At 55.2% G+C, this 22,212-nt stretch carries 16 protein-coding genes; 13 read left to right on the top strand and 3 right to left on the bottom strand.

Annotated features, from left to right (window positions below; all coding sequences use genetic code 11):
- Positions 1-3 precede the first annotated feature (3 nt).
- The 5 genes from ACUZ9Q_RS14330 (at position 4) to ACUZ9Q_RS14310 (ending at position 4,905) form a co-directional block, all read left to right on the top strand.
- Positions 4-966 carry a tripartite tricarboxylate transporter substrate binding protein gene (locus ACUZ9Q_RS14330; protein ID WP_449248091.1) on the top strand — a complete coding sequence of 321 codons (963 nt, stop codon included), beginning with the start codon at positions 4-6 and terminating at the stop codon, positions 964-966.
- A gap of 54 nt (positions 967-1,020) precedes the next feature.
- A complete protein-coding gene (locus ACUZ9Q_RS14325) occupies positions 1,021-2,574 on the top strand; it encodes a tripartite tricarboxylate transporter permease (protein ID WP_227118179.1) in 1,554 nt (517 codons plus the stop codon).
- Entirely contained in the window at positions 2,522-3,025 is a 504-nt protein-coding gene (locus ACUZ9Q_RS14320; RefSeq protein WP_225530014.1) for a tripartite tricarboxylate transporter TctB family protein, read from the top strand. The genes ACUZ9Q_RS14325 and ACUZ9Q_RS14320 overlap by 53 nt, the downstream gene beginning before the upstream one ends.
- A gap of 66 nt (positions 3,026-3,091) precedes the next feature.
- Entirely contained in the window at positions 3,092-4,183 is a 1,092-nt protein-coding gene (locus ACUZ9Q_RS14315; protein ID WP_449248090.1) for a mandelate racemase/muconate lactonizing enzyme family protein, read from the top strand.
- A gap of 50 nt (positions 4,184-4,233) precedes the next feature.
- The gene (locus ACUZ9Q_RS14310) at positions 4,234-4,905 is read left to right on the top strand and encodes an RraA family protein (RefSeq protein WP_449248089.1); all 672 of its coding nucleotides are present in this window, start codon (positions 4,234-4,236) and stop codon (positions 4,903-4,905) included.
- 157 nt (positions 4,906-5,062) lie between these two features.
- On the opposite strand, the gene ACUZ9Q_RS14305 is transcribed toward ACUZ9Q_RS14310, so the two are convergent.
- The 3 genes from ACUZ9Q_RS14305 to ACUZ9Q_RS14295 form a co-directional block, all read right to left on the bottom strand.
- Positions 5,063-6,559: a sigma-54-dependent transcriptional regulator gene (locus tag ACUZ9Q_RS14305; RefSeq protein ID WP_192113145.1), complete on the bottom strand. Its 1,497-nt coding sequence runs from the start codon at positions 6,557-6,559 to the stop codon at positions 5,063-5,065.
- 237 nt (positions 6,560-6,796) lie between these two features.
- A complete protein-coding gene (locus ACUZ9Q_RS14300; protein ID WP_027180870.1) occupies positions 6,797-7,021 on the bottom strand; it encodes a hypothetical protein in 225 nt (74 codons plus the stop codon).
- Between the two features lie 96 nt (positions 7,022-7,117).
- A complete protein-coding gene (locus ACUZ9Q_RS14295) occupies positions 7,118-8,614 on the bottom strand; it encodes a M23 family metallopeptidase (RefSeq protein WP_449248088.1) in 1,497 nt (498 codons plus the stop codon).
- Positions 8,615-8,985: 371 nt separating this feature from the next.
- On the opposite strand from ACUZ9Q_RS14295, the gene ACUZ9Q_RS14290 reads away from it, so the two are divergent.
- From ACUZ9Q_RS14290 to aspS, 8 genes are all read left to right on the top strand, one after another.
- Positions 8,986-10,323: a DnaA/Hda family protein gene (locus ACUZ9Q_RS14290; protein ID WP_300553703.1), complete on the top strand. Its 1,338-nt coding sequence runs from the start codon at positions 8,986-8,988 to the stop codon at positions 10,321-10,323.
- 150 nt (positions 10,324-10,473) lie between these two features.
- The gene (dnaN, locus tag ACUZ9Q_RS14285) at positions 10,474-11,628 is read left to right on the top strand and encodes a DNA polymerase III subunit beta (RefSeq protein ID WP_192113142.1); all 1,155 of its coding nucleotides are present in this window, start codon (positions 10,474-10,476) and stop codon (positions 11,626-11,628) included.
- On the top strand, positions 11,628-14,033 hold the full coding sequence (gene gyrB, locus ACUZ9Q_RS14280; protein ID WP_227118187.1) for a DNA topoisomerase (ATP-hydrolyzing) subunit B: 2,406 nt from the start codon (positions 11,628-11,630) through the stop codon (positions 14,031-14,033). Before dnaN ends, gyrB begins: the two co-directional genes overlap by 1 nt.
- A 214-nt stretch (positions 14,034-14,247) precedes the next feature.
- Positions 14,248-16,794 carry a DNA gyrase subunit A gene (gene gyrA / locus ACUZ9Q_RS14275; protein WP_192113231.1) on the top strand — a complete coding sequence of 849 codons (2,547 nt, stop codon included), beginning with the start codon at positions 14,248-14,250 and terminating at the stop codon, positions 16,792-16,794.
- Between the two features lie 9 nt (positions 16,795-16,803).
- Positions 16,804-17,616 (top strand): tetratricopeptide repeat protein, encoded by an 813-nt coding sequence (locus ACUZ9Q_RS14270; protein ID WP_022659035.1) that lies wholly within the window; start codon positions 16,804-16,806, stop codon positions 17,614-17,616.
- Between the two features lie 5 nt (positions 17,617-17,621).
- Positions 17,622-19,025 (top strand): amidophosphoribosyltransferase, encoded by a 1,404-nt coding sequence (gene purF, locus ACUZ9Q_RS14265; RefSeq protein WP_192113140.1) that lies wholly within the window; start codon positions 17,622-17,624, stop codon positions 19,023-19,025.
- A 57-nt stretch (positions 19,026-19,082) separates the two neighbouring features.
- The gene (gene hisS, locus ACUZ9Q_RS14260; RefSeq protein WP_449248087.1) at positions 19,083-20,339 is read left to right on the top strand and encodes a histidine--tRNA ligase; all 1,257 of its coding nucleotides are present in this window, start codon (positions 19,083-19,085) and stop codon (positions 20,337-20,339) included.
- Positions 20,332-22,206 (top strand): aspartate--tRNA ligase, encoded by a 1,875-nt coding sequence (gene aspS / locus ACUZ9Q_RS14255; RefSeq protein WP_192113138.1) that lies wholly within the window; start codon positions 20,332-20,334, stop codon positions 22,204-22,206. Before hisS ends, aspS begins: the two co-directional genes overlap by 8 nt.
- Positions 22,207-22,212: the final 6 nt, after the last annotated feature.

Genomic DNA, 22,212 nt, shown 5'->3' with positions numbered 1-22,212 from the left:
TAGATGAAGTTCAAAGCCATTTTACCTTGCCTTTTCTTCGCCCTCTCCCTCATTTCAATGGCTGCCCATCCGGTTGCCGCCGCGTACCCAGACAAACCCGTCAGCATGATCATTGCTTTTACCGCAGGTGGCTCCAGTGATGTTCAAGCACGCATCATGCAAAAGTACTGGGATAAATATGTCAAAGAACCCTGGGTGTTTGTGTATAAACCCGGCGCTGGCGGCATTATCGGCTTTACGGAAATAGCCAAGGCAAACCCTGATGGCTACACCATCGGCGGCCTTAACGTCCCGCATCTCGTACTTCAATCCCTTGCACAGCGCGCCTCTTTCAATGCAGACAGCTTTGAATACATTGCCCAGGTGGTCAACGACCCACAGTGCATCGCCGTGCTTAAGTCAAGTAAGTTCAAGTCGTTCAAGGATATTATTGATGCCGCAAAGGCTTCTCCCAATGCAGTCAGGGTTGGGCTTGTCGGCCCGCTGAGCGGCCATCATCTGATGTTTCTGGAGTTCAACAAACTCTTCCCTGATGTGAAGCTGAGCCGTGTTTTTTATAAAGGAGCCGCTGATCAGAACGCGGCCCTGCTTGGCGGCGAAGTTGATCTGATTTTTGGCAATATCAACGATGTCATGCGCTCCATTGACGAATTTAATGTGCTCAATGTTGCGGCAGAAAAGCGCAATGACTTTTTGCCCGATGTGCCGACCCTGCGTGAACAAAACGTGAATCTTGTTTCTGACATACGGCGCATTTTTGCTGCCCCCAAGGGCACCCCCGCGGACAAAATGGCGTTTTTGCGGGAAACTTTTAAGAAAATCTGCAACGATCCCGGATATCTGGCGGACATGAAAAAAGCCGGCCAACCTGCGGAGTACCTGGATGGAGCTGCCACAGCAGCCTACATCCGATCTGTCGAGGAAAAAGACAAAGCTCTGCTCTCAGAAGCCGGCCTACTCAAATAGATTTTTTGGACAGGATGGGCAGCAGACTGGCCATCCTGTCCCCAGGAGCCACATATGACCGAGTTTATCGTTCCATCGCTTCTGAACCTCATTGATCCCCTGAATATCTTCCTTATGGTTGTCGGCCTCACAGGCGGCATAGTCATTGGCGCCCTGCCGGGTCTTTCGGCTACCATGGGTGTTGCCCTGATGGTCCCCGCGACCTTTGCCATGAATCCTACCTCGGGTCTTGTCATGCTCGGCGCCATTTATGTAGGCGCCATTTACGGCGGTTCCAACTCGGCGGTGCTCATCTGCACACCAGGTACGCCTTCTTCTGTTGCCACAACTTTTGACGGCTGGCCGCTTACGCAACACGGCGAAGCGGACAAAGCCCTGTATACCTCGCTGCTTTCCTCTGCGTTTGGCGGCATTGTAGGTGTATTCTTCCTTTTGTTCCTTGCTGGCGCTCTGGCTCGATTTGCCCTGCAATTCGGCGGGCCGGAAAATTTCTGGCTGTGTCTTTTTGGTTTGAGCACCATTGCCGTTATGAGCCCCGGAAACATGGGCAAGGGTATTGTTTCTGGCGCGATAGGGCTGCTTATCTCCACCATTGGCATTGATCCCAATGCTGGCGTACCCAGGTTCACATTTGGTTCTTACGGCCTGGTTCAGGGTGTTTCCGTCATCCCGTGCATGATTGGCCTTTTTTCGTTCTCGCAAGTGCTTTATCTGATTGGTACTGATAAAACATTTGTGGCTGACTACAATCCCCGCAAGGGCACGTTTGGAAAAACAGCCTCATACCTCGCCCGCCGATGCAAAAAAATTCTGCTGCGCTCGTCGCTTATTGGCACATGGGTGGGAATGCTGCCCGGAGCAGGCGGAGAAATTGCCTCCATCATCGCATACAATGAGAGCAAACGATGGGCCAAAGATCCTTCCATTTACGGCAAGGGATGCATAGAGGGTGTTGCCGCGTCTGAAAGCGCCAACAATGCGGTCATCGGTGGTTCTCTTATCCCCATGCTGACCTTGGGGATTCCCGGCAGCGCCGTTGCAGCCGTGATTCTTGGGGCGCTTATGGCGCATGGCATCCAGCCTGGATTCAAGATTTTTTCTGCCACAGGCGATCTGGCCTACACATTCATATTTTCGCAGTTTGCCGTAAATCTGCTCATGATTCCCATTGGCTTTGTTCTGTGCCGCTGCATGGCAAAACTGCTGACGCTGAGGCTGACCTTTGTGGCCATTGGCATTGTGGTTCTGTCATATATTGGCGCTTATGCCATTTCCAACAGCATAATCGACATATGGGTTGTTATGGTGTTCGGTTTTGTGGGCTTTTTTGGCGGCAAGCTTGGCATGGACACCGGGGCAATGGCCCTGGGCGTTATTCTGGGGCCCATGATTGAAGAAAACCTTGGCAAGTGCCTTGATCTTGCCCACTCCGTGCCGGGCGGCCTCCCTGCCATCATGCTCAACAGCACCATCAGCAAGGTGCTTGTGCTTGCGTTGGCGCTTTCATTGGCCACCCCGTATCTGCTGCACCTGAAAAAACTGCGTATGCAGGAAAATGAAGCAAAATGTCGCTGTCAGGATGAACGCCCGGAGAATGCCAATGTGTAAAAGCAATCAAGATATCCTGTGCGGACTGTGTTTTCTGGCAATCAGCGCCGCTTTCGCCGTGCAGATGCAAGAGCTGGAAGACGTGACGCGCGTCTTTCCTGCGGCGCTTCTTACGGTGATCGCGCTTGGCGGGGTGTGGTTTGTCGGTAAGGGGATATACCTGAAACGGCGTGACAATACTTCTTGTGAAACCGAAGCCGTTGCCTGGAAAAAGGTAGCAATAATTGCCGCAATAGCGTTGATTTACGCGGTGTTGTTATCAATCCTTGGCTTCTTTGTCAGCACGGCTGCCTTTATTTTTTGCACGTCCATGATTCTGGGCGACAAAAACAAAGGTATTGGGCATCTGGCCAAAGTCAGCACGCTGTATTCCCTGATATTTTGCCTCTTGATCTGGCTCAGCTTTGTGAAACTGCTCAATGTACCCACGCCCACAGGCATGTTTTTTTAGAAACATGCCTGAATAGAACATCGGCAAGTTTGTTGTGATTCACTGCATTACATGGAGATGTGTGGGATGAAAATTACTGATGTGCAGGCTATACCTTTGCGCATTCCGCAAAAAATAAAGGCTTCAAAATCTGAAAAATGTTTTAACACTGAAAGCGACGGCCATGTACTGGTAAAAATTCACACGGATGAAGGAATAACCGGAATTGGCGAAGCCTGGCGGCTCACGCCATGCGCCGTGGCAAAATTCATCGTTGAAGCTCTCAAACCCCGGTTGATGGGCGCTGACCCTACATGCATCGATGCCTTGTGGCAAAAAATGTACATCGCCACCTTCAGATACGGGCGCAAAGGGATGGTACTGAACGCCATCAGCGGCGTTGAAATCGCCCTGTGGGACATCCTGGGAAAAATGAGCGGCCTCCCGGTCTACAAATTACTCGGGGGCGCGCACCACAGTTCCATTCGTGGATACGCCAGCCTCCCTCCATACCCGACGCCGGAAGAAGCAGCGGAAGACGCCGCGGCCCAGGCCGGAGACGGCTATCATATGGTCAAATTGCACCAGCGGGATGTGGCATCTGTGGCGGCAACGAGAAAAGCCATTGGCGGCAACGTTGAACTTGCGCTGGATGTCAACGGCTGCTGGAGCAGGCGGGAAGCGGTGACCATGGCGCAGCGCATGGAAAAATATTCCCTCCGCTGGCTTGAAGAGCCCGTCAGCCCCATGGATGATTATGATGGTCTGAGCTTCATACGCGAACACAGCAACATCAGCATTGCCGCAGGCGAAAATGAATACACCCACTATGGCTTCAAAACCCTGATTGAAAAAAACGCCGTTGATATTTTACAGCCCGACGTTATCAAGGCCGGAGGATTGTCCTGCTGCCGCAAAATTCTGGGCATGGCAGAAGCCTGGAATATTCCCCTGATAACCCACTCGTTCTATTACGGCGCAGGTGTGGCGGCCACAGCCCATTTTGTCATGGCAAACCCCTTTGGCAACGAAATGGAAATCTGCACCACCCCCATTGAAGAAAGCTTCATCAGCCCGGATTTCCGGCCTGTCCACGGCAAAATAACAGTTTCTGACGCGCCGGGGCTGGGCATAGACGTGAATGAGGATGTTGTTAAGCATTACCGTATAGACATTTGATCAACCCCGCTTGGCAAAGGTGGGCAAGCATTCAGCGCAGGGGACAAAACATGCGGTATGCCATCAACTGTCAGATTGACCGCCTTTCGTCTGAAATTATACGCCAGTATGCTGATCTGGCAGTTGCGGATATCTGCGATGCTCTGGGCCGCAACGCCGCCCTGCCATCAGCACTCAAGCCCTTTAACAACAACCGCATTCTGGGTACAGCCTATACCGTCAATCTGCCAGCAAGTGAAAATCTGCTGCTCTACTATGCTGTAGACAACGCCAGGCCCGGCGACGTGCTGGTAATATCCTGCGCGGGCTATACGGAAAGAGCCGTAGCTGGTGAAATTGTAGCGGCACTTGGCAAGGCGCGCGGTCTGGCAGGCTTTGTCATTGATGGAGCCGTGCGTGATGCCGAAGCCCTGCGGCAGACGGATTTTCCCGTCTACGCGCGGGCGGTGTCGCCCAACGGGCCATACAAGGACGCCTGTGGCGAAATCAACATACCTGTCAGCATGGGCAACGTGGTTATTCAGCCCGGTGATCTGATCATGGCGGATGCGGACGGCATTGTGTCCATCCGTCGGCAGGAGGCAGCTTCTGTGGCGGAACAGGCCCGCAAAATTACGGAAGCTGGTTTAAAAAAGCTGCAATCAATTGAAAAACACGGTTCAATGGACATGACATGGCTTTATGACAAACTCGCCAAAAGCTGCTGCGACATCCACAGCTAGTGCCCTTCATGGTGGGTGGTTGCGGGGGAGGGGTAGCCTTGCAAAAGGCCCTCCGCGCGCCCACTTCAGAATTGAGGCGAGAACCAGAGCACGTAACGCAAAACGCCCGCATCTGCGGGCGTTTTTATATATGTCAGAAAAAATTATCCGTGCAATATCAGTCGATGGGGTGCCCGGCAGCGCGGTATTCGTTCAGCTTGTTGCGCAGCGTGCGCACTGAAATACCCAGAAGATCGGCGGCCTGCGTACGGTTGCCGGAGGTTACCTCCAGACCCTTGAGAATCATGATGCGCTCCATCTCGTGCAAGGGGATCACTGCGCCCTGCATGCGGTTCTCTCCAGCCGGTACGCCCGGTGCCGGGGCATATTCACCCGAGCGTGGTGCGTCAACATCCTGAACAGCCGCAGAAGCGGCCAATGCGTTGGCATGGGCTTCTTCCACCAGAGCAGCCGACTGGGGAGCTTCTTCTTCAAACAGCGGCCAGTCTTCATTCTCAAGCAGAAAATGGCAAGGCTCAACAGGTCGGCCATTAGCCAGCAGCACTGCGCGTTCCATCAGATTTTGCAGTTCGCGCACATTGCCGGGAAAATCATACTGCTGCAACCAGGCAATTGCGCTTTCAGAAAGGGGGGCGGCAGGCAACTGGTATTCACGCGTATACATGCCTATGAAAAACCTGGCCAGTTCCAGCACGTCATCCCCGCGCTCGCGCAACGAAGGCAGCCGCAGAGGAATAACGTTCAGCCGAAAATACAAGTCCTGACGGAACTTGCCCTCTTTTACCCAGCCTTCAAGATCACGGTTGGTAGTGGCAAGCACGCGCACATCAACCTTGATGGTCTCGGTGCCGCCCACGCGGTCGATCTCGCCCTCCTGAAGCACACGGAGGAGCTTTGCCTGCAGGGCCAGATCCATTTCAGAAATTTCATCAAGCAGGAGGGTGCCGCCATCGGCAAGTTCAAACTTGCCAGGCTTGCGGGCAATGGCGCCAGTGAACGCGCCTTTCTCGTGCCCAAAAAGCTCGCTCTCAAGCAGGTGTTCCGGCAGGGCGGCGCAGTTCACGGCCACAAAGGGCTGCTCCGCGCGCTTGCTCATGGCATGCAGGTAGCGGGCAAACATTTCCTTACCAGTCCCCGATTCACCGGTAATCAGCACTGTAGCGCGCGATCCGGCAACCTGGCGGGCCAGTTGCAGCACACGGGCAATGGCCGGATGCTCACCCACAATACGCGGGCCGGAACCTTCGTGACGGGTCTTGTGTCCGCCAAGGGTGGACACAGCCGGAACCGGGGCAGCCTTGCGCTTCTGGCCTGCCACAGCAGCCACACGGTCCACATCCAGCGGCTCAAGCCAGTAGTCCCGCGCGCCCAGGCCCATGAGCCTCTCGGCCTCTTCAGGGCTGCCTTTGTCCGTAATAATTATGACCGGGGGAAAATTGGGGTCTTCCGCGCCAACTGCAAGCAGATCTTCCACACGAAAACCCGGCAACGCGGGGCGTGAAAAAATCACGTCCGGCCCGGATTTTTTTATAAAAACGGAAGCGCCCTTGAGATTTTCTGCAATGCCAAGCTCATAGCCCGCATTTCGCAACGCTGGAAAGACGGCAGTGACTGCCTGAGCGGGGGTAAGAAAAAGAAGACGGCGCGATGACATGAGAATTTTTGTATCGTTTCGCGCTTCACAATGCAACCGCCAAGGCCCAAAACAGGCCATGTTCAGTTACTTGCAGCAAAAAAGGAGGAAAACAGTGTAACTTTCAGCCAGATTTGGCAGTTGCTTGGGCAAAGGCCTGCCTTGAAATATCAGCATGGAAGTGGTCAATATGTTATATTTTTTATATAATATATTGAATAATTAACAAAAAATTCGCATCTTCGTGACAAACGACACTCAGGCCCAACCGCTGGCAATAACGCCAATCCCCACCATGTTGGAGGCGGCGAGCCGCCACTGGGTCTGCATGAAGGATTTGGCGCTTTCTTCCGCAAGCAGGGCTTCCGCAGCCGCCGTGGAATCGTTGATAATGGAGGGGTAGTACGTAATGGAGTCCGGATTGCCGGGAGAACCCGGCAGCACGATAACAGAAAGCCCGGATGCTGGGTCGTAGTATGTCATAAAGCCCCCCTGGGCGGAAAGTCCGCCTCAATGCCGCACATCCGTCTGCGAGATGTGGCGTGCCTGTCGGAAAAAACTTTACGAGCTTAACATAAACTAGTTTCTATGTTTCTTTTTGCGCTTTTCTGTCTTGTGTTCCGGCTCAGATGATTTTTCAGGCTGCGGCAGATCCACCTTGTCGACCACAATGCTGTCCACAGTATATTCGGGAAAAGTTTTTTCTCCCTTAAGCGCTGCCAGTTCCACAGCCATAACTTTTTCAAAGGCGCTCATGGCGCTCTTGCTGACCGGTTCGCCTCTGGGGTTAATGGCCTTGGCGGGATTTACGAATTTACCATTCTGCCGCAGCCTGAAATCAAGATGCGGCCCAGTGGCAAGGCCCGTCATGCCCACAAAACCAATAACCTGGCCCTGACGCACCTTCTGCCCGCTTTGCAGGCCCCGGGCATAGCCGGACAAATGCGCGTACAAAGACTCCAACCCACCGCCATGACGCACAATAACCTGGTTACCATAGCCGCCAGCCCAGCCACGTTGCGTAACAACACCTTCACCCACAGCCTTGACTGGCGTACCCGTGGGAGCGGCATAGTCCACACCTTCATGTGGTCTGCTATATCCCAATATGGGATGGAGCCGGTTTTTTGTAAAGCGCGAGGTCACGCGCGTGAATGCCAGGGGAGCCTGCAGCAGTGATTTGCGGACGTTTTCGCCCTTGCTGTTATAATAGCTGGCGGCCTTGTTTCCTTCGCGGAACAGGTAGGCCTCAAAGGTTTTACCCTTGTTGGTGAAATGCGCGGCCAGAATACGCCCATAGCCCTTGTATTCGCCCTCCCGGTAGCGTTTTTCAACCAGCACCGAAAAAGAATCGCCTTCCTGCAGATCACGGATAAAGTTGATTTCCGAACCAAAAAGCTCTGCCAGCTTAAGGGCCATTTGCGGGCTTTCCCCGGCATCGGCCACTGCCTGAAAAAGATTGTCGTCAATAGTGGCGCTCATGGTGGTGAGCAGGGTGACATATTCAATGGCCTCCACCCGGGCCACGGGCTGTTCCATGCCCTCCACCACCAAACGGCGGCGGCTGTCTATTTCGTATTCAAAACGCTTTACCTTGCCCGTGGCGGCATCGGTCACAACCACGTAGGGCTGGCCATCGCGAAAAGCCCGCATGGAAAACACACGGCGCGCGGCGCTTATATAATCCTGCACGGCCTGGCTGTCTGCCCCGGCAAGAATCTTGATGACAGTATCACCTTTCTCAACCGTGCCCTTGACCACTTCTTCGCCAGGGCCGGCAGATTCTTCATCTGGATTTGCAGCGTCCGGCGCAGCGGATTGCGTCAGGTCTGTTCCGGTATTTCCGTCACCTTCAGCAATATTTGCCTGAGAGGCGGCTTCTGCCCCCTGGGCTTTGGTAACATTGGCAGGGTTCTCCCCGCCGTCGGCAGACGCTGCCTGATCAGTAGAAGACTGCCCGCCCGCAACGGGGATGTCAGCCTGTAACGGATCGAACGGAAGCCAACCCTTTTCCCAGGCAAACAAACCTGCAAAAAGCAGAAACAGGGCCGCAACCAGTATCCAGCGAATCTTCATGTGCAAAAACATTGCAAACGTATACCTGCCGTGGTGTTCCTTGTCCAGCCGCCTTAACAGGCATTGAGGTTTTGCACAGATTTTAACAGGTAATGCAATATATTATAAAAACTGTATCCATGCCGTTGACCCATATAATCGATCCTCCCTGTTTTTCACCGCCGGACGGGGAGCCTGGAGGCCATTGGATATGGCGGCACTTGTTTCATATTAAGCTTTATGGTATGCATGCTCTTTGTTCCTTCATGGCGAGAACCGCGCCAAATCCGGCAAACAAGGCCTGTGGGCCCTGCCTGAAATGCTGGCATGTCTTGGCGCAATACCCCGGAAGGAACAGTTATCCACAGGCCTATGGACAGGCCACATACGCTATGCTGAAAAACGAGTTGCGGGACATACTGGCACAGCAAAAAGCCAACGACAGGGGAGACTGGCTGGAATCCCTTACCCTGCGTCATGAAGGCGATACACTAACCGTCGGCTTTCCCCACTTTTATTTTGCCGCGTGGTTCAACCAGCAAAAGCGCGATCTTTTTGAACAGGCGCTTTCCTGCCGCTTTGCCGACAAAAAGCTTCCGCAAATAGTATACGAGCAGCCCGCCCTGGGGCACGCGCAAACATGGTCGCTCCCGCATGTGGAGCAAAAAACTGCCGATCAGAACAAGCAAAATTTTATGGTGCGCACGGATACCCCCGCAGCGCCCAGAATTGAAAACGATGCCTTCACAGCATTTATTGCCAATGCAAAAAATGCCTTTCCCCTGGCTGCCGCCAAGGAGATTGCAGAAAGACGCGCCGATGTGGCCTACAATCCCTTTCTGCTCTGTGGGCACAGCGGCACAGGCAAAAGCCATATTTTGCGATCCATGGCAGCCACCCTGGCAGAAGGGCATACAGGTAGCCGCGTAATTATTGCTGCGGCTGCGCGCTTTTGCGCAGACAATCCGGCATGGGTGCGCAGGCCGGAAATTTTCTGGCAACAGTGTGATGTTCTGCTGCTGGATGATATTCAGGATCTTGCCGGGCAGCCGGCATGGCAACGTAAACTGGTATCCTGCATGGATGCCTGCCCACGCAGCATCGGGCAGGACGGCAAGCCCGGGCAGATGGTCTTTGCCTGCACGGGTCAGCCGCAGGCTCTCAAGGCTCTGGACGAACGTTTGCGTTCGCGCCTTGAAAGCGGGCTTGTGGTAGAACTCATGGAGCCTGATCTTGATGTGCGAATGCGCTATCTCCAGGCCATGAGCAAAGAACGGCACATGAATCTCACGCGGGAACAGCTGCTGTTCATTGCGCAGCGCTGTTCGCAGTTTCGTCTGTTGCAGGGGCTGTTGCTCAAGGTGGCGGCCTTTTGTTCCGTTACAGGGTGCGAATTGTCGCAGGCAGACCTTGAAAACATTGTGCGCACGGGCGTGGCCGACAAAACACCAGGTTGTCTGGAAATTCTTGGCGTAGTGGCCCGGGCCATGAATCTGCGGCCCGAAGACGTGCTTGGCGGCAAACGCCGGCCAGACCTCGTGCTGGCGCGGCAGGTTTCCATGTATATATGCAGGCGCAAGCTGGGTCTTTCCTACCCGGAACTCGGCCGGGCCTTTGGCGGAAAAGACCATAGTACTGTCATATATGCTATTAAAAAAATTAAGAAAATTCTAGTTAGTGACAAAGCGCTCCAACAACTAGTGACAGAACTGGAGCTCAAGGCACAATAGCAGCCCGCCAACCGGGCGAAAATACGGGAAAATGTTCCCGGTGTTTCTTTGGACGGTGTTGGGATGTTCACTTGATTTTTCAATAATAAAAGCAAGTTATCTGTCTTAAGAACATAGACACAGACGACTATAATAGTAAGGAAAAAACATATGAAACTTACTGTAAACAAAGAGCAGATCATCGAAGGCCTCTTGAAGGCAGCTGCCATCATTCCTGCCAAGGCAGGGGCGCAGTATCTGCGCTCCATCTGGCTTAAGGCTGAAGAAGGCAGCCTTTCAGTCATGTCCACTGACGCCAACATTGAATTTACCGGGCGCTATCCTGCCGAAGTGGCCGCGCCTGGCCTTATAGGCGTTCAGGGCAGAGCCTTTGTGGATCTTGTACGTCAGTTGCCCACGGGTGTTCTGCACCTCACCCTTGATGAAGCTTCTGGCAATCTGCTTTTGGAACAGGGACGTCGCACCTACAAGCTGCCTGTGAGCGGAGCGGAGTGGTTTCAGAATTTTTCTGCCTTTCCTGCTGAAAACGCCGTCACCTGGTCTGGCGACTTTTTGCAGGACATTCTGGACAAGGTGGGCTTTTGCATCAGCGACGACGACGCCATGGACGCCATTGCCTGCCTGTGCATGAAGCCGCGCGGTAACGGACGCATCGATGTGTGCGGTCTCAATGGCCACCAGTTTGCCCTTGTTTCCTTTACCCATGACGAGCTGGCCGAGCGCCTGCCCGAAGGGGGCATGCTGATCCAGAAAAAATACCTGGCGGACATTAAAAAATGGCTTGGCGTGGATGAAATTGAACTGAACATCACCGACAAGCGCCTGTATCTGCGCAGCCTGGATGGCGCTGAAACGCTCAGCCTGCCCCGCGCCGCCCACGAATACCCTGATTACAACATCTTCATGAGCAAGCTTGCCAGCGAAGACATGCACCCCATGACTCTTGCCCGCAAGGAAGCCATCGAAGCGCTTGGTCGTATTCTCATTTTTAATACCGAGAGCGACCGCTGCACCTACATGGATCTTTCTGCCGGGGAAGCCCTGCTTTCCGCCCAGGGGCAGGATGTGGGCTCGGCCAATGAAAGCCTTGAAGTTGCTTATAATGGCGATATAAAACGCATTGCCTTCCCCACGCGCAACCTGCTTGACGTGCTGGGACACTTTGTTTCTGCAAAGATCGACATGATGCTTACCGGCTCTGAAGGCCCCTGCGGTATCCGCGGCGCCGATGATGCCGATTATACGGTTATCATCATGCCCATGAAGGTTTCTGAAACGACCTACTATAGCGAGGAAGACGTTTAATGGCTCCTGAAACCGGCAACGGCGGGTACAACGCCTCTTCCATTACCATTCTGGAAGGCCTTTCGGCTGTGCGCAAGCGCCCGGCCATGTACATAGGCTCTACAGACGCGCGCGGCCTGCACCATCTGGTGTACGAGGTAGTGGACAACTCCATTGACGAAGCCATGGCCGGCTTCTGTTCGCGGGTCACTGTTATTCTGCATGCTGACAACAGCGTGACTGTTCGCGATGACGGGCGCGGTATCCCTGTGGATATCCATCCCAAGGAAGGCGTGCCCGCCGTGCAGGTGGTCATGACCAAGCTGCATGCTGGCGGCAAGTTTGACAACTCGAGCTACAAGGTTTCGGGCGGGCTGCACGGCGTGGGTGTTTCCTGCGTCAACGCCCTTTCTGAAGAGCTTACAGTAACTGTGCGCCGCAATGGCAAACGCTATCGCCAGCACTACGCCCGTGGCGTACCGCAGGACGAACTGGCGGTTATCAGCGAGGGCTTCGTTGAAGGGCACGGCACCACCGTTCGCTTCAAACCTGACGAAGAGATTTTTGAAGTTCTCGAGTTTTCATATGAAACATTGAAGAAGCGCTTTGAAGAGCTGGCCTATCTTAACAAGGGCCTGACAATCGAATGCATCGACGAGCGCATCGGCGAAACCCATGTGTTCCATGCCGAGGGCGGCATCCGCCAGTTTGTGGGCGACCTCAACTCCGGCGAGCAGGGCATTCACCCCATTATCTTTGGTGAAGGCATTGTTGATAATGTTACCGTGGATTTTGCCTTGCAGTATAATGCTGGCTACAAGGAAAATATTTTCACCTTTGCCAACAACATTCGCACCAAGGAAGGCGGCACCCACCTTGTGGGTTTCCGTACTGCGCTCACGCGCGCCATCAACGGCTACATCAAAGGCCAGGCCGACCTGGTCAAAAAGATGAAGAACACCTCGCTGTCTGGTGATGATGTGCGCGAGGGCCTTACCGCCGTTATCAGCGTCAAGCTGCCCCAGCCCCAGTTTGAAGGGCAGACCAAGACCAAGCTTGGCAACAGTGAGATTGCCGGTCTGGTTGCCGGTGTGGTGTATGATCGCCTGAATGTGTATTTTGAGGAAAATCCCAAGGATATCCGCCTCATTATCGACAAGGCCGTGGACGCCTCGCGGGCGCGGGACGCAGCCCGCCGCGCCAAGGAGCTTGTCCGCCGCAAGGGCGCGCTTTCCGACAACTCGCTGCCCGGCAAACTTGCCGACTGCCAGAGCAAGGATCCCATTGAATCCGAACTGTTCATCGTGGAAGGTGATTCGGCAGGCGGCTCTGCAAAGCAGGGGCGTAATCCCAAAAACCAGGCTATTTTGCCCTTGCGCGGCAAAATCCTGAACACGGAACGCACCCGCTTTGACAAAATGCTTGCCAACAAGGAAGTTAAGGCGCTCATCACCGCCATGGGCGCTGGCATCGGCGAGGAAGACACCGACCTCGACAAGCTGCGCTACCATAAAATCATCATCATGACAGACGCCGACGTGGACGGAGCGCATATCCGCACCCTGCTGCTGACCTTTTTCTTCAGGCAGTATCAGGAAATGGTGGAGCGCGGCTTTGTCTACATCGCCCAGCCGCCTTTGTACCGTGTGCACAACTCGCGCATGGAAAAGTTCATCAAGGACGACCCCGCGCTCAACGAATTTCTGCTCACCCGCGTGAGCGAAGACGTGACCGTGGTGGCCTCCAACGGCAAGGAATTCCGAGGCAAGGAGCTCATCAGCCTCATGGAACACATTGAAAAGGCCGAAGGCCGCGTGAACGATGCCGAAATGTCCGGCACCCCGCGTGACCTCTTCATGGCCCTTGTGACCCATGAAAAGCAGATTGACGCTCATAACCTTGAAAATCAGGACAGCGAGCTCACCGAATGGCTCAACAGTCACGGTTACATGCTCACCCTTGAGCGGGAAAAGAGCGAAGACGAGGAAGAGCGCCTGTTTGCCGTGTTTGAAAATACCGGCGGGCACCACACCCGCAGGGGCATGGAGTTTTTCTCCTCCCGTCTTTACAAGCAGGGTTGGCAGCTCTTTGACGAACTGCGCCAGCAGTGCGGCTCTTTTGCCTTTACCCTGCGCAAAAAAGACGGCGAAGTTGCCGCAGAAGACCTGTTTACGCTCATGCGCATGGTGCTTGATGAAGCCCGCAAGGGCATCAATATCCAGCGCTACAAGGGTCTTGGTGAAATGAACCCCGACCAGCTCTGGGTGACCACCATGAACCCGGAAAATCGCGTGCTTCTGCAAGTTTCGGTGGAAGATGCCAACGAAGCTTCTGACGCCTTTGTGGAACTTATGGGCGACCGGGTGGAACCGCGCCGCGATTTTATCGAGCGCAACGCCCTAGCCGTACAGGATCTGGATATTTAAAAGGAGAATCTGTGTGGGGCTGTCCGTGCCGGACAGTTCCACACGCTTTCCTGTGAATATATCAATAGCGTGAAGCGAAAAGCCGGATTTTTAACAAGGTTTTTCGCCGCATGACACGTAAAATGGGGATGCAGCAGGGCTCAGGCCCTTTGTATTCAGGAAGGCTTGCCCTTCCAGCCCCCAAATAACAGCAGCGAGGCCCGCAGTGGCAGATATGCAGCAGCCGCAGATCAGCATTGAAACAGAACTCCGCAAATCGTATCTGGAGTATTCCCTTTCGGTCATTATAGGGCGCGCCATCCCGGATGCGCGCGATGGCCTTAAGCCGGTTCACAGGCGTATTCTTTTTGCGCAGTACGAACTTGCCAACAACTACAACCGTCCGCACAAAAAATCCGCGCGTATCGTCGGTGACGTTATCGGTAAATATCACCCGCATGGCGACTCTGCCGTGTACGACGCACTGGTGCGTATGGCGCAGGAATTTTCCATGCGCGATCCCCTGGTGGACGGGCAGGGCAACTTCGGCTCCATTGATGGTGATGCCGCTGCTGCCATGCGTTATACCGAAGTGCGTATGTCCAAGCTTGCCCAGGAGTTTTTGAACGACCTGGACAAGAACACCGTGGATTTTCGCCCCAACTACGACAACACCCTTCAGGAACCGACGGTCATGCCGAGCAAGGTTCCCAACCTGCTGCTCAACGGCAGCTCGGGTATTGCCGTGGGTATGGCCACCAATATTCCGCCCCACAACCTGGGTGAACTGTGCGATGCCCTGCAACTGCTGCTGGATAACCCGCAGTGCAGCATCGATGAGCTCATGGATTATGTGAAAGGGCCGGACTTCCCCACCAGGGGTTTTGTCTACGCGGGCAAAGGCCTGTACGATGCCTACCACACCGGGCGCGGCACGGTTAAGGTGCGTGGGCGCATTGAAATTGAAGACCGCAAAAAGGGCGCGCAGAGCATAGTTATCCGCGAGATTCCCTTTGGGCTCAACAAAAGCTCTCTGGTGGAAAAAATCGCGGCTCTGGTCAATGACCGCAAGATTGACGGCATCACCGACCTGCGCGATGAATCCGACCGCAAGGGCATACGCATTGTTATTGACCTCAAGCGCGGCACCATCCCCGACATTGTGGTCAACGCCCTGTACAAGTTCACGCCGCTGGAAACGAGCTTCGGCATCAACATGCTGGCCGTGGTGGACAACCGCCCGCAACTGCTGAACCTTAAGACGGCGCTTTCCTGCTTTGTGGATCACAGGCGTGAGGTGGTCATCCGCCGCACGCGTTACGATCTGGAAAAAGCCGAAGCCCGCGCGCATATTCTGGAAGGCTTGCGCATCGCCATCGACAATATCGATGAAGTGGTGGCCCTTATCCGCGCTTCCGCCAATCCGGAAGAAGCCCGTAATGCCCTGATGGAGCGTTTTGCGCTTTCTGAAGTGCAGGCCAAGGCAATTCTTGAAATGCGGTTGCAGCGCCTGACGGGTCTCCAGCGCGAAGAGCTGATGAACGAATACAAGGATCTGCTGCAGAAGATCGAATTCTACCGTTCCATTCTGGAAAATGCCGAAGTGCTGCGCAGCGAACTCAAGCGTGAGATTGCCGAAATCCGCGATAATTTCGCCACGCCCCGCCGTACGGAAGTGCTGCGCGAAGCCCTGACCGACATTGATATTGAAGATCTCATCCCTGACGAAGAAGTGGTCATCACGCTGTCGCGCCGTGGCTACATGAAGCGTACCGGGCTTGAGAATTATCAGCAACAGAAACGCGGCGGCAAGGGCATTGCGGCTCTGCACACCTCGGATGACGACTACGTGCAGGAATTTTTGTCCACTACCAATCACCAGTATCTGTGCCTCTTCACCAACAAGGGGCGCATGCACCAGCTCAAGGTGCATCAGGTGCCGGAGGGCAGCCGCACGGCCAAGGGCGTGCATATCAACAACCTGTTGCCGCTTGAAGAAAACGAGTGGGTTACGACAGTTCTCGCCCTGCGCGAATTTGCCGAAGACAAATTCTTCCTGTTCATTACCAAGAGGGGCATGATCAAGCGTTCTTCCGCCTCGTTGTACGCCAAGTGCCGCAAGACAGGCCTCATGGCCGTGGGCCTGCGTGAGGATGATGAACTTGTGGTGGTACGCCCCATCCGCGACAACAACCACATTGTTCTGGCCACGGCGGACGGTTTCTCCATCCGCTTTGCCTGCAACGATGTGCGTCCCATGGGCCGCGTGGCCACGGGCGTCAAGGGCATTGCCCTGCGCAGGCAGGATTTTGTGGTGGCGGCGGTTATCGTCAAGGATATCGACCAGACCACCGAAATCATGTCCATTTCCGCCAATGGGTATGGCAAGCGCACCAGCGTTGATCTCTACCGCCTGCAATCGCGCGGCGGCAAGGGCATCATTAACTTCAAGGTGACGGCCAAGACCGGGCCTGTGATTGGCGCAATGCCTGTGCGCGACAACGATGGTCTTATCCTGCTGACCTCTTCCAACAAGATCGTGCGCATCGGCGTTGACGATGTGCGCAGCAAGGGCCGCGCCACCATGGGCGTTATGCTCGTGCGCCTTGATGAAGGCGGTCATGTGGTGGGCTTTGACCGTGTGGACGAAGGCGGGCAGACCGGCAGGGACGCCAGCGCCGAAATGGACGATGACGATTTGACCGATGTCGCTTCTGCGACTGTTGTTGCCGAGTCCGAAGGGCTTGCTGACGACAGTGCTGACGATGACGGTGAAGAATAACCATAGCTGATGAAAATATTGCGGCGGGTTTGCGGCAAGGGTTTGACCCTGTGTCTGTGCCTGGTTTTTGCTGGCTTTTTGTGCGCTTGCAAAGACCAGAGCATGGTGGGCGATGACCTTTCCGCAGCCCGCACCGCAGTTTCTTTGCGCGACTGGTCCCTTGCCGAAAGGCTGCTTGAGCGTTATCTGCGTGAGGCACGGGATGCTGACCTTCGTTGGGAAGCGTGGCAGCAGTTGCTGGTGGTGCTCAATGCCGCCGGGCAGGAACCTCGCGCCACCCTTGAATGCCTTGAAACCATGCTGGCGGAATTTGCAGACAATGACGCCAGAAGCGCTGTTATTTTGCGGCGTATGGGCGAGGTAAACGAAGGTTTGCGGCGTTATGGCCGTGCCGCGGACGCCTGGAATGCTTATATAGGTCTTGCAGGCCTGTCGGCGGAGCAAACTGTGGATGGTTACCGCAGGCTGGCGGCCATGCAGTTTAACCTGCGCAGGTTTGACGCAGGCGAAGATACCTTGCAGCAGTGTCTTGCTCTGCCCATGGCGGATCATGACAAAATAATGTGCATGTACGACCTTGCTGACCAGAACATGGCAAGGGAACGCTGGCAGGATGTGGCTGACCTTTGTCAACAGATACTGGACAGCGATCCGGACAAGATTCTGCGTGGTCTGGCGGGCTATTTGCTGGCTGATGCCCTTGAACAGCTCGGCAAGGGAAAAGAAGCCCTGAAAAACTTTGAACTGGCCCGCGACGATTATCCCAATCCGTCGGTCATTGATAATCGCATTGCGCATCTGCGCAAAAAACTGAAGAAGTAAGGCCTATGATCAAGCACGAATGCGGCGTATTCGGCATTTATGACCACGAGGAAGCGGCTCGTCTGGCTTATTTCGGTTTGTATGCACAGCAGCATCGCGGCCAGGAAAGCGCGGGCATAGTTACCTTTGACACCGACGGCGTACACGAACACAAGGGCATGGGCCTTGTGCCCGATGTTTTTTCAGAGGGGCACCTCAAGGCTCTGACAGGCAGAACGGCCATAGGCCATGTGCGCTATTCCACCACCGGGCGTTCCTCCAGCAGCAATGCCCAGCCATTTCTTGCCCATTTCAAGGGGCGGGATGTGGTGCTTGCGCACAACGGCAATCTGGTCAATGCCGCGCAGCTGCGCGAAGACCTCGAGAACGAGGGCGCCATATTTTCTACCAGCAATGACACGGAAGTGTTCATGCATCTGCTGGTGCGCGCGCTCAGGCACAACGATCTGCCCGGCGCAGTCAAGGAAACCTGCGCCCGGGTTCGCGGCGCGTACTGTCTGCTGGTCATGGTAGACGGCGTTATGGTGGCGGTGCGCGACCCCCACGGCTTCCATCCTCTGGCTTTTGGCCGTATGAACGGCAGCCCCGTGTTCGCCTCCGAAACATGCGCCTTTGATCTGCTTGAGGCCGATTTTGAACGTTCTGTGAAACCGGGCGAGATGATTATTGTAGACGGCAACAGCGTGCGCAGCGATCACCTTATGGGGCCGCTGCCCGAGAAGCCCCGCCAGTGTATTTTTGAGCTGGTCTATTTTGCCCGGCCTGACTCATATATTTTTGACGAGCAGGTTTATCTGTGCCGCAAAAAAATGGGCTGGAATCTGGCTGATGAATCTGCGCCGGAAGTGGACTACGTGATGCCCTTTCCGGATTCGGGCATTTATCCCGCACTTGGCTTTGCCCAACGCTCCGGCCTGCCCTATGAGCATGCCATGATCCGCAACCATTATGTGGGGCGTACCTTTATCCAGCCTTCGCAGAGCATGCGCAGCTTTGGGGTGAGGGTTAAGATCAACCCTGTGCGCGAAATGATTGACGGCAAGCGCATCTGCATCATTGATGACAGCATTGTGCGCGGCACCACCATGATGACGCGCGTCAAAAAGCTGAGGGAGCTGGGCGCAAAAGAGGTGCACATCCGCATTTCCAGCCCGCCGGTCAAGTTTCCCTGCTTTTATGGCATAGACTTTTCTTCACGCGGGGAGCTTATTGCAGCTCAGCACAATCTGGCGGAAATTACCCGCAAGCTGGATGTGGATTCTTTGCATTATCTCAGCATCGCAGGCTTGCTGGGTTCTGTGAGCAAGCCGCAGCATTATTGCATGGCCTGCTTCACTGGCGAATATCCCGTGCCCTGTGACGACTGCGCCGGAAAATTCAGCCTTGAATCCCCTTGCGCCAGCAGGTAGACCATTTCTTTCGCGCCGCCTTGCACGTCAGGGCAGCCAGTTTTTTATGAGGAAGCCATGAGTATTGCACGTATCAAGGGTTTTGCGGATATGTTTCCGCCGGACAGCGACCAGTTCACGCGTATTGAAAATACCGCGCGCCAGGTTTTTGGACGCTACGGTTTTGTGGAACTGCGTACGCCGCTGCTGGAATTTACGGAGCTTTTTTGCCGTTCCATCGGTGAGGAAACCGATGTGGTGCAAAAGGAAATGTATACTTTTCCTGACCGCAAAGGCCGTTCGCTTACCTTGCGGCCTGAAGCCACGGCTGGTGTTATGCGCGCCTATATCGAGAGCGGGCTGACCAACCGCGAACCTGTGAGCCGGCTGTTCACCACTGGCCCCATGTTCCGTTATGAACGCCCGCAGAAGGGCCGCATGCGCCAGTTCCACCAGATCAACTGCGAGTGCCTTGGCAGCCACAGCCCCATGGCTGATGCAGAACTGGTCAGCATGCTGCTGCGCTTTTTGTCAGACCTAGGCCTTACGGATTTGACGCTCAAGATCAATTCCCTTGGCTGTTCGGAATGCCGCCCCAAGTTCAAGGCGGCCTTGCTCGAATACCTTACCGGAGTTGACAAGGACGCCCTTTGCCCGGACTGCGCCCGCAGGGTGGAAACTAACCCCTTGCGCGTGCTTGACTGCAAGCAGCCCGGCTGCCGCGCCATTACGGACAATGCCCCCAAACTTATTGATTACAATTGCCCTGAATGCCGCGCCCACTTTGATACGGTGCTGGAACTGCTGCAAGGTCAGGGACTATCCTTTGAGCTTGATCACAGGCTTGTGCGCGGTCTTGACTACTATTGCCGCACTACTTTTGAGGTGGTAAGCGGCAGCATTGGCGCGCAGGCGGCTGTGGCCGGCGGCGGCAGGTATGACGGCCTTGTGAAGAGCCTTGGCGGGCCTGATGTTCCGGGCGTTGGCTTTGCCTGCGGCATGGAACGCCTTGCCCTCATGATGGGCGAGGGCAGTGGCCAGGCAGCCGATTTTTATCTGGTTGCCATGGACGCCCAGAGCCGCGCTCAGGGCTGGCAGCTTGCCCAGAAGCTGCGCGACGCCGGGCTGACTGGCGAGATGAATTTCAGTGAAGGCGGCTTTAAAAGCCTTATGCGTCAGGCTGGAAAGTCCGGCGCTGGGCATTGTCTGATTATTGGCCCTGATGAAGCCGCTCAGGGCACAGTGGTCGTTAAGAACCTTGAAAGCGGCGAGCAGTGCTCTGTGCCGCAGTCAGGCGTACTCCAATTCTTGCAAACGGGAACCAACAATGACTGAACAGATGCAGACGCAGGACGCGCAGCAGGATGTGCAGCGCGAACACCAGAAATTTGTCACTGAGCTTGGTGACTGGCAGCGCAGCCATTCCTGCGGTCAGTTGACCATTACCAATGATGGTGAAGATGTTTGCCTGATGGGTTGGGTGCAGTACCGCCGCGACCACGGCGGCCTGATTTTTGTCGACCTGCGCGACCGTGACGGCCTCACGCAGGTTGTTTTCAGCCCGGATATTGCTCCTGCTGCGCACGAGAACGCGCATATTCTGCGTTCGGAATATGTGCTTGCGGTCAAGGGCAAGGTGCGTCCTCGCCCCGAAGGCATGGTCAACGCCAATATGGTCACTGGCCAGATTGAAATCGTGGCTCACGAGTGGAAGCTGCTCAACACCTCCAAAACGCCGCCCTTCGCCATTGAAGACCGTAGTGATGCCGGCGAGAACCTGCGCCTTACCTGGCGTTATCTTGATCTGCGCCGTCCGCGCATGCAGGCCAATCTGCGTTTGCGCCACAAGGTTTCGCAGGCCGCCCGCTGTTTTCTGGACGACAACGGCTTTACGGAAGTGGAAACCCCGGTGCTTACCAAGTCCACCCCTGAAGGGGCCCGCGACTTTCTGGTTCCCAGCCGTTTGAATAATGGTGAATTTTACGCTTTGCCGCAGTCGCCCCAGCTGTTCAAACAGCTGCTGATGGTTGCCGGTATGGAGCGTTACTTCCAGATCGTGCGCTGCTTCCGCGACGAAGACCTGCGTGCCGACCGTCAGCCCGAGTTCACCCAGGTTGACCTTGAAATGAGCTTTGCGGATGAAGAACAGGTCATGGGCATCGCAGAAGGCCTCATGGCCCGCGTGTTCAAGGACGTGATGGGCAAGGATCTGACTCTTCCCTTCCCTCGCATGCCCTGGGACGAAGCCATGGCCCGTTATGGCGTGGACAAGCCCGACACCCGTTTTGGCCTTGAGCTTGTGGATATCACGAATATTGTGCGTGGCTCCGGCTTCAAGCTTTTTGCCACTGCGCAGCTGGTCAAGGGTATGAAGGTTCCTGGCGGCGAATCCATGACCCGCAAGGAAATTGATGCCTTTACCGAATTTGTCAAAATCTATGGCGCTCAGGGTCTGGCCTGGATCAAGATCAAGGCCGACGAATGGCAGTCGCCCATCGCCAAGTTCCTTTCGGACGAAGAACGCAAGGGCATTGCAGAAGCGCTTGATCTTCAGGTCGGCGACATTGTCTTTTTCCAGGCGGGCGAGGCTTCCATGGTCAACGCCGCCCTTGGCAACCTGCGTGTGCATCTTGCCAACCACTTGAAGCTGATTCCTGAAAACAGCTTCAACTTCCTGTGGGTTACGGACTTTCCGCTGTACGAATACGACGAGGAAGCCAAGCGTTATGTGGCCTGCCACCATCCCTTCACCTCGCCCGCGCCCGGCCATATGGAACTGATGGTTACTGACCCGGCCAAGGCGCGCGCCCGCGCCTATGATATGGTGCTCAATGGCTGCGAAGTGGGCGGCGGTTCCATCCGCATCCACTCCGGTGAAGTGCAGCGCCGTATGTTTGAAGCTCTTGGCTTTACGCCAGAGCAGGCCGAAGAGCAGTTCGGCTTCCTCATTCAGGCGCTTGATCTTGGTGCGCCGCCGCATGGCGGTTTGGCTTTTGGCCTTGACCGTCTGGTTATGCTGCTTTCTGGTTCGTCCAGCATCCGTGATGTCATTGCCTTCCCCAAGACGCAGAAGGCAACCTGCCTCATGACCAACGCGCCTTCCCCGGTGTCTTCGCGTCAGTTGCGGGATCTCGGTCTGCGCTTGCGTGAAGTGCCCGGCGCAGAGCAGAAAAAGGACGGCGCTACAGCCGACAAAGCGTAGGAGGCA

It is taken from the genome of Desulfovibrio desulfopostgatei, from assembly GCF_053570645.1.
Note: the sequence above shows the minus strand (reverse complement) of the source record. Positions and strands in the feature narration are given on the sequence as shown.

Excerpts from the sequence above, each read along its gene's own strand:
- purF (WP_192113140.1), top strand. The coding sequence starts at position 17,622 with ATGATCAAGCACGAATGCGGCGTATTCGGCATTTATGACCACGAGGAA.
- hisS (WP_449248087.1), top strand. The coding sequence starts at position 19,083 with ATGAGTATTGCACGTATCAAGGGTTTTGCGGATATGTTTCCGCCGGAC.
- ACUZ9Q_RS14330 (WP_449248091.1), top strand. The coding sequence starts at position 4 with ATGAAGTTCAAAGCCATTTTACCTTGCCTTTTCTTCGCCCTCTCCCTC.
- ACUZ9Q_RS14305 (WP_192113145.1), bottom strand. The coding sequence starts at position 6,559 with ATGTCATCGCGCCGTCTTCTTTTTCTTACCCCCGCTCAGGCAGTCACT.
- ACUZ9Q_RS14300 (WP_027180870.1), bottom strand. The coding sequence starts at position 7,021 with ATGACATACTACGACCCAGCATCCGGGCTTTCTGTTATCGTGCTGCCG.
- gyrB (WP_227118187.1), top strand. The coding sequence starts at position 11,628 with ATGGCTCCTGAAACCGGCAACGGCGGGTACAACGCCTCTTCCATTACC.
- aspS (WP_192113138.1), top strand. The coding sequence starts at position 20,332 with ATGACTGAACAGATGCAGACGCAGGACGCGCAGCAGGATGTGCAGCGC.
- ACUZ9Q_RS14270 (WP_022659035.1), top strand. The coding sequence starts at position 16,804 with ATGAAAATATTGCGGCGGGTTTGCGGCAAGGGTTTGACCCTGTGTCTG.
- ACUZ9Q_RS14320 (WP_225530014.1), top strand. The coding sequence starts at position 2,522 with ATGAAGCAAAATGTCGCTGTCAGGATGAACGCCCGGAGAATGCCAATG.
- ACUZ9Q_RS14290 (WP_300553703.1), top strand. The coding sequence starts at position 8,986 with ATGCTGAAAAACGAGTTGCGGGACATACTGGCACAGCAAAAAGCCAAC.
- ACUZ9Q_RS14325 (WP_227118179.1), top strand. The coding sequence starts at position 1,021 with ATGACCGAGTTTATCGTTCCATCGCTTCTGAACCTCATTGATCCCCTG.
- gyrA (WP_192113231.1), top strand. The coding sequence starts at position 14,248 with ATGCAGCAGCCGCAGATCAGCATTGAAACAGAACTCCGCAAATCGTAT.
- ACUZ9Q_RS14295 (WP_449248088.1), bottom strand. The coding sequence starts at position 8,614 with ATGAAGATTCGCTGGATACTGGTTGCGGCCCTGTTTCTGCTTTTTGCA.
- dnaN (WP_192113142.1), top strand. The coding sequence starts at position 10,474 with ATGAAACTTACTGTAAACAAAGAGCAGATCATCGAAGGCCTCTTGAAG.
- ACUZ9Q_RS14315 (WP_449248090.1), top strand. The coding sequence starts at position 3,092 with ATGAAAATTACTGATGTGCAGGCTATACCTTTGCGCATTCCGCAAAAA.
- ACUZ9Q_RS14310 (WP_449248089.1), top strand. The coding sequence starts at position 4,234 with ATGCGGTATGCCATCAACTGTCAGATTGACCGCCTTTCGTCTGAAATT.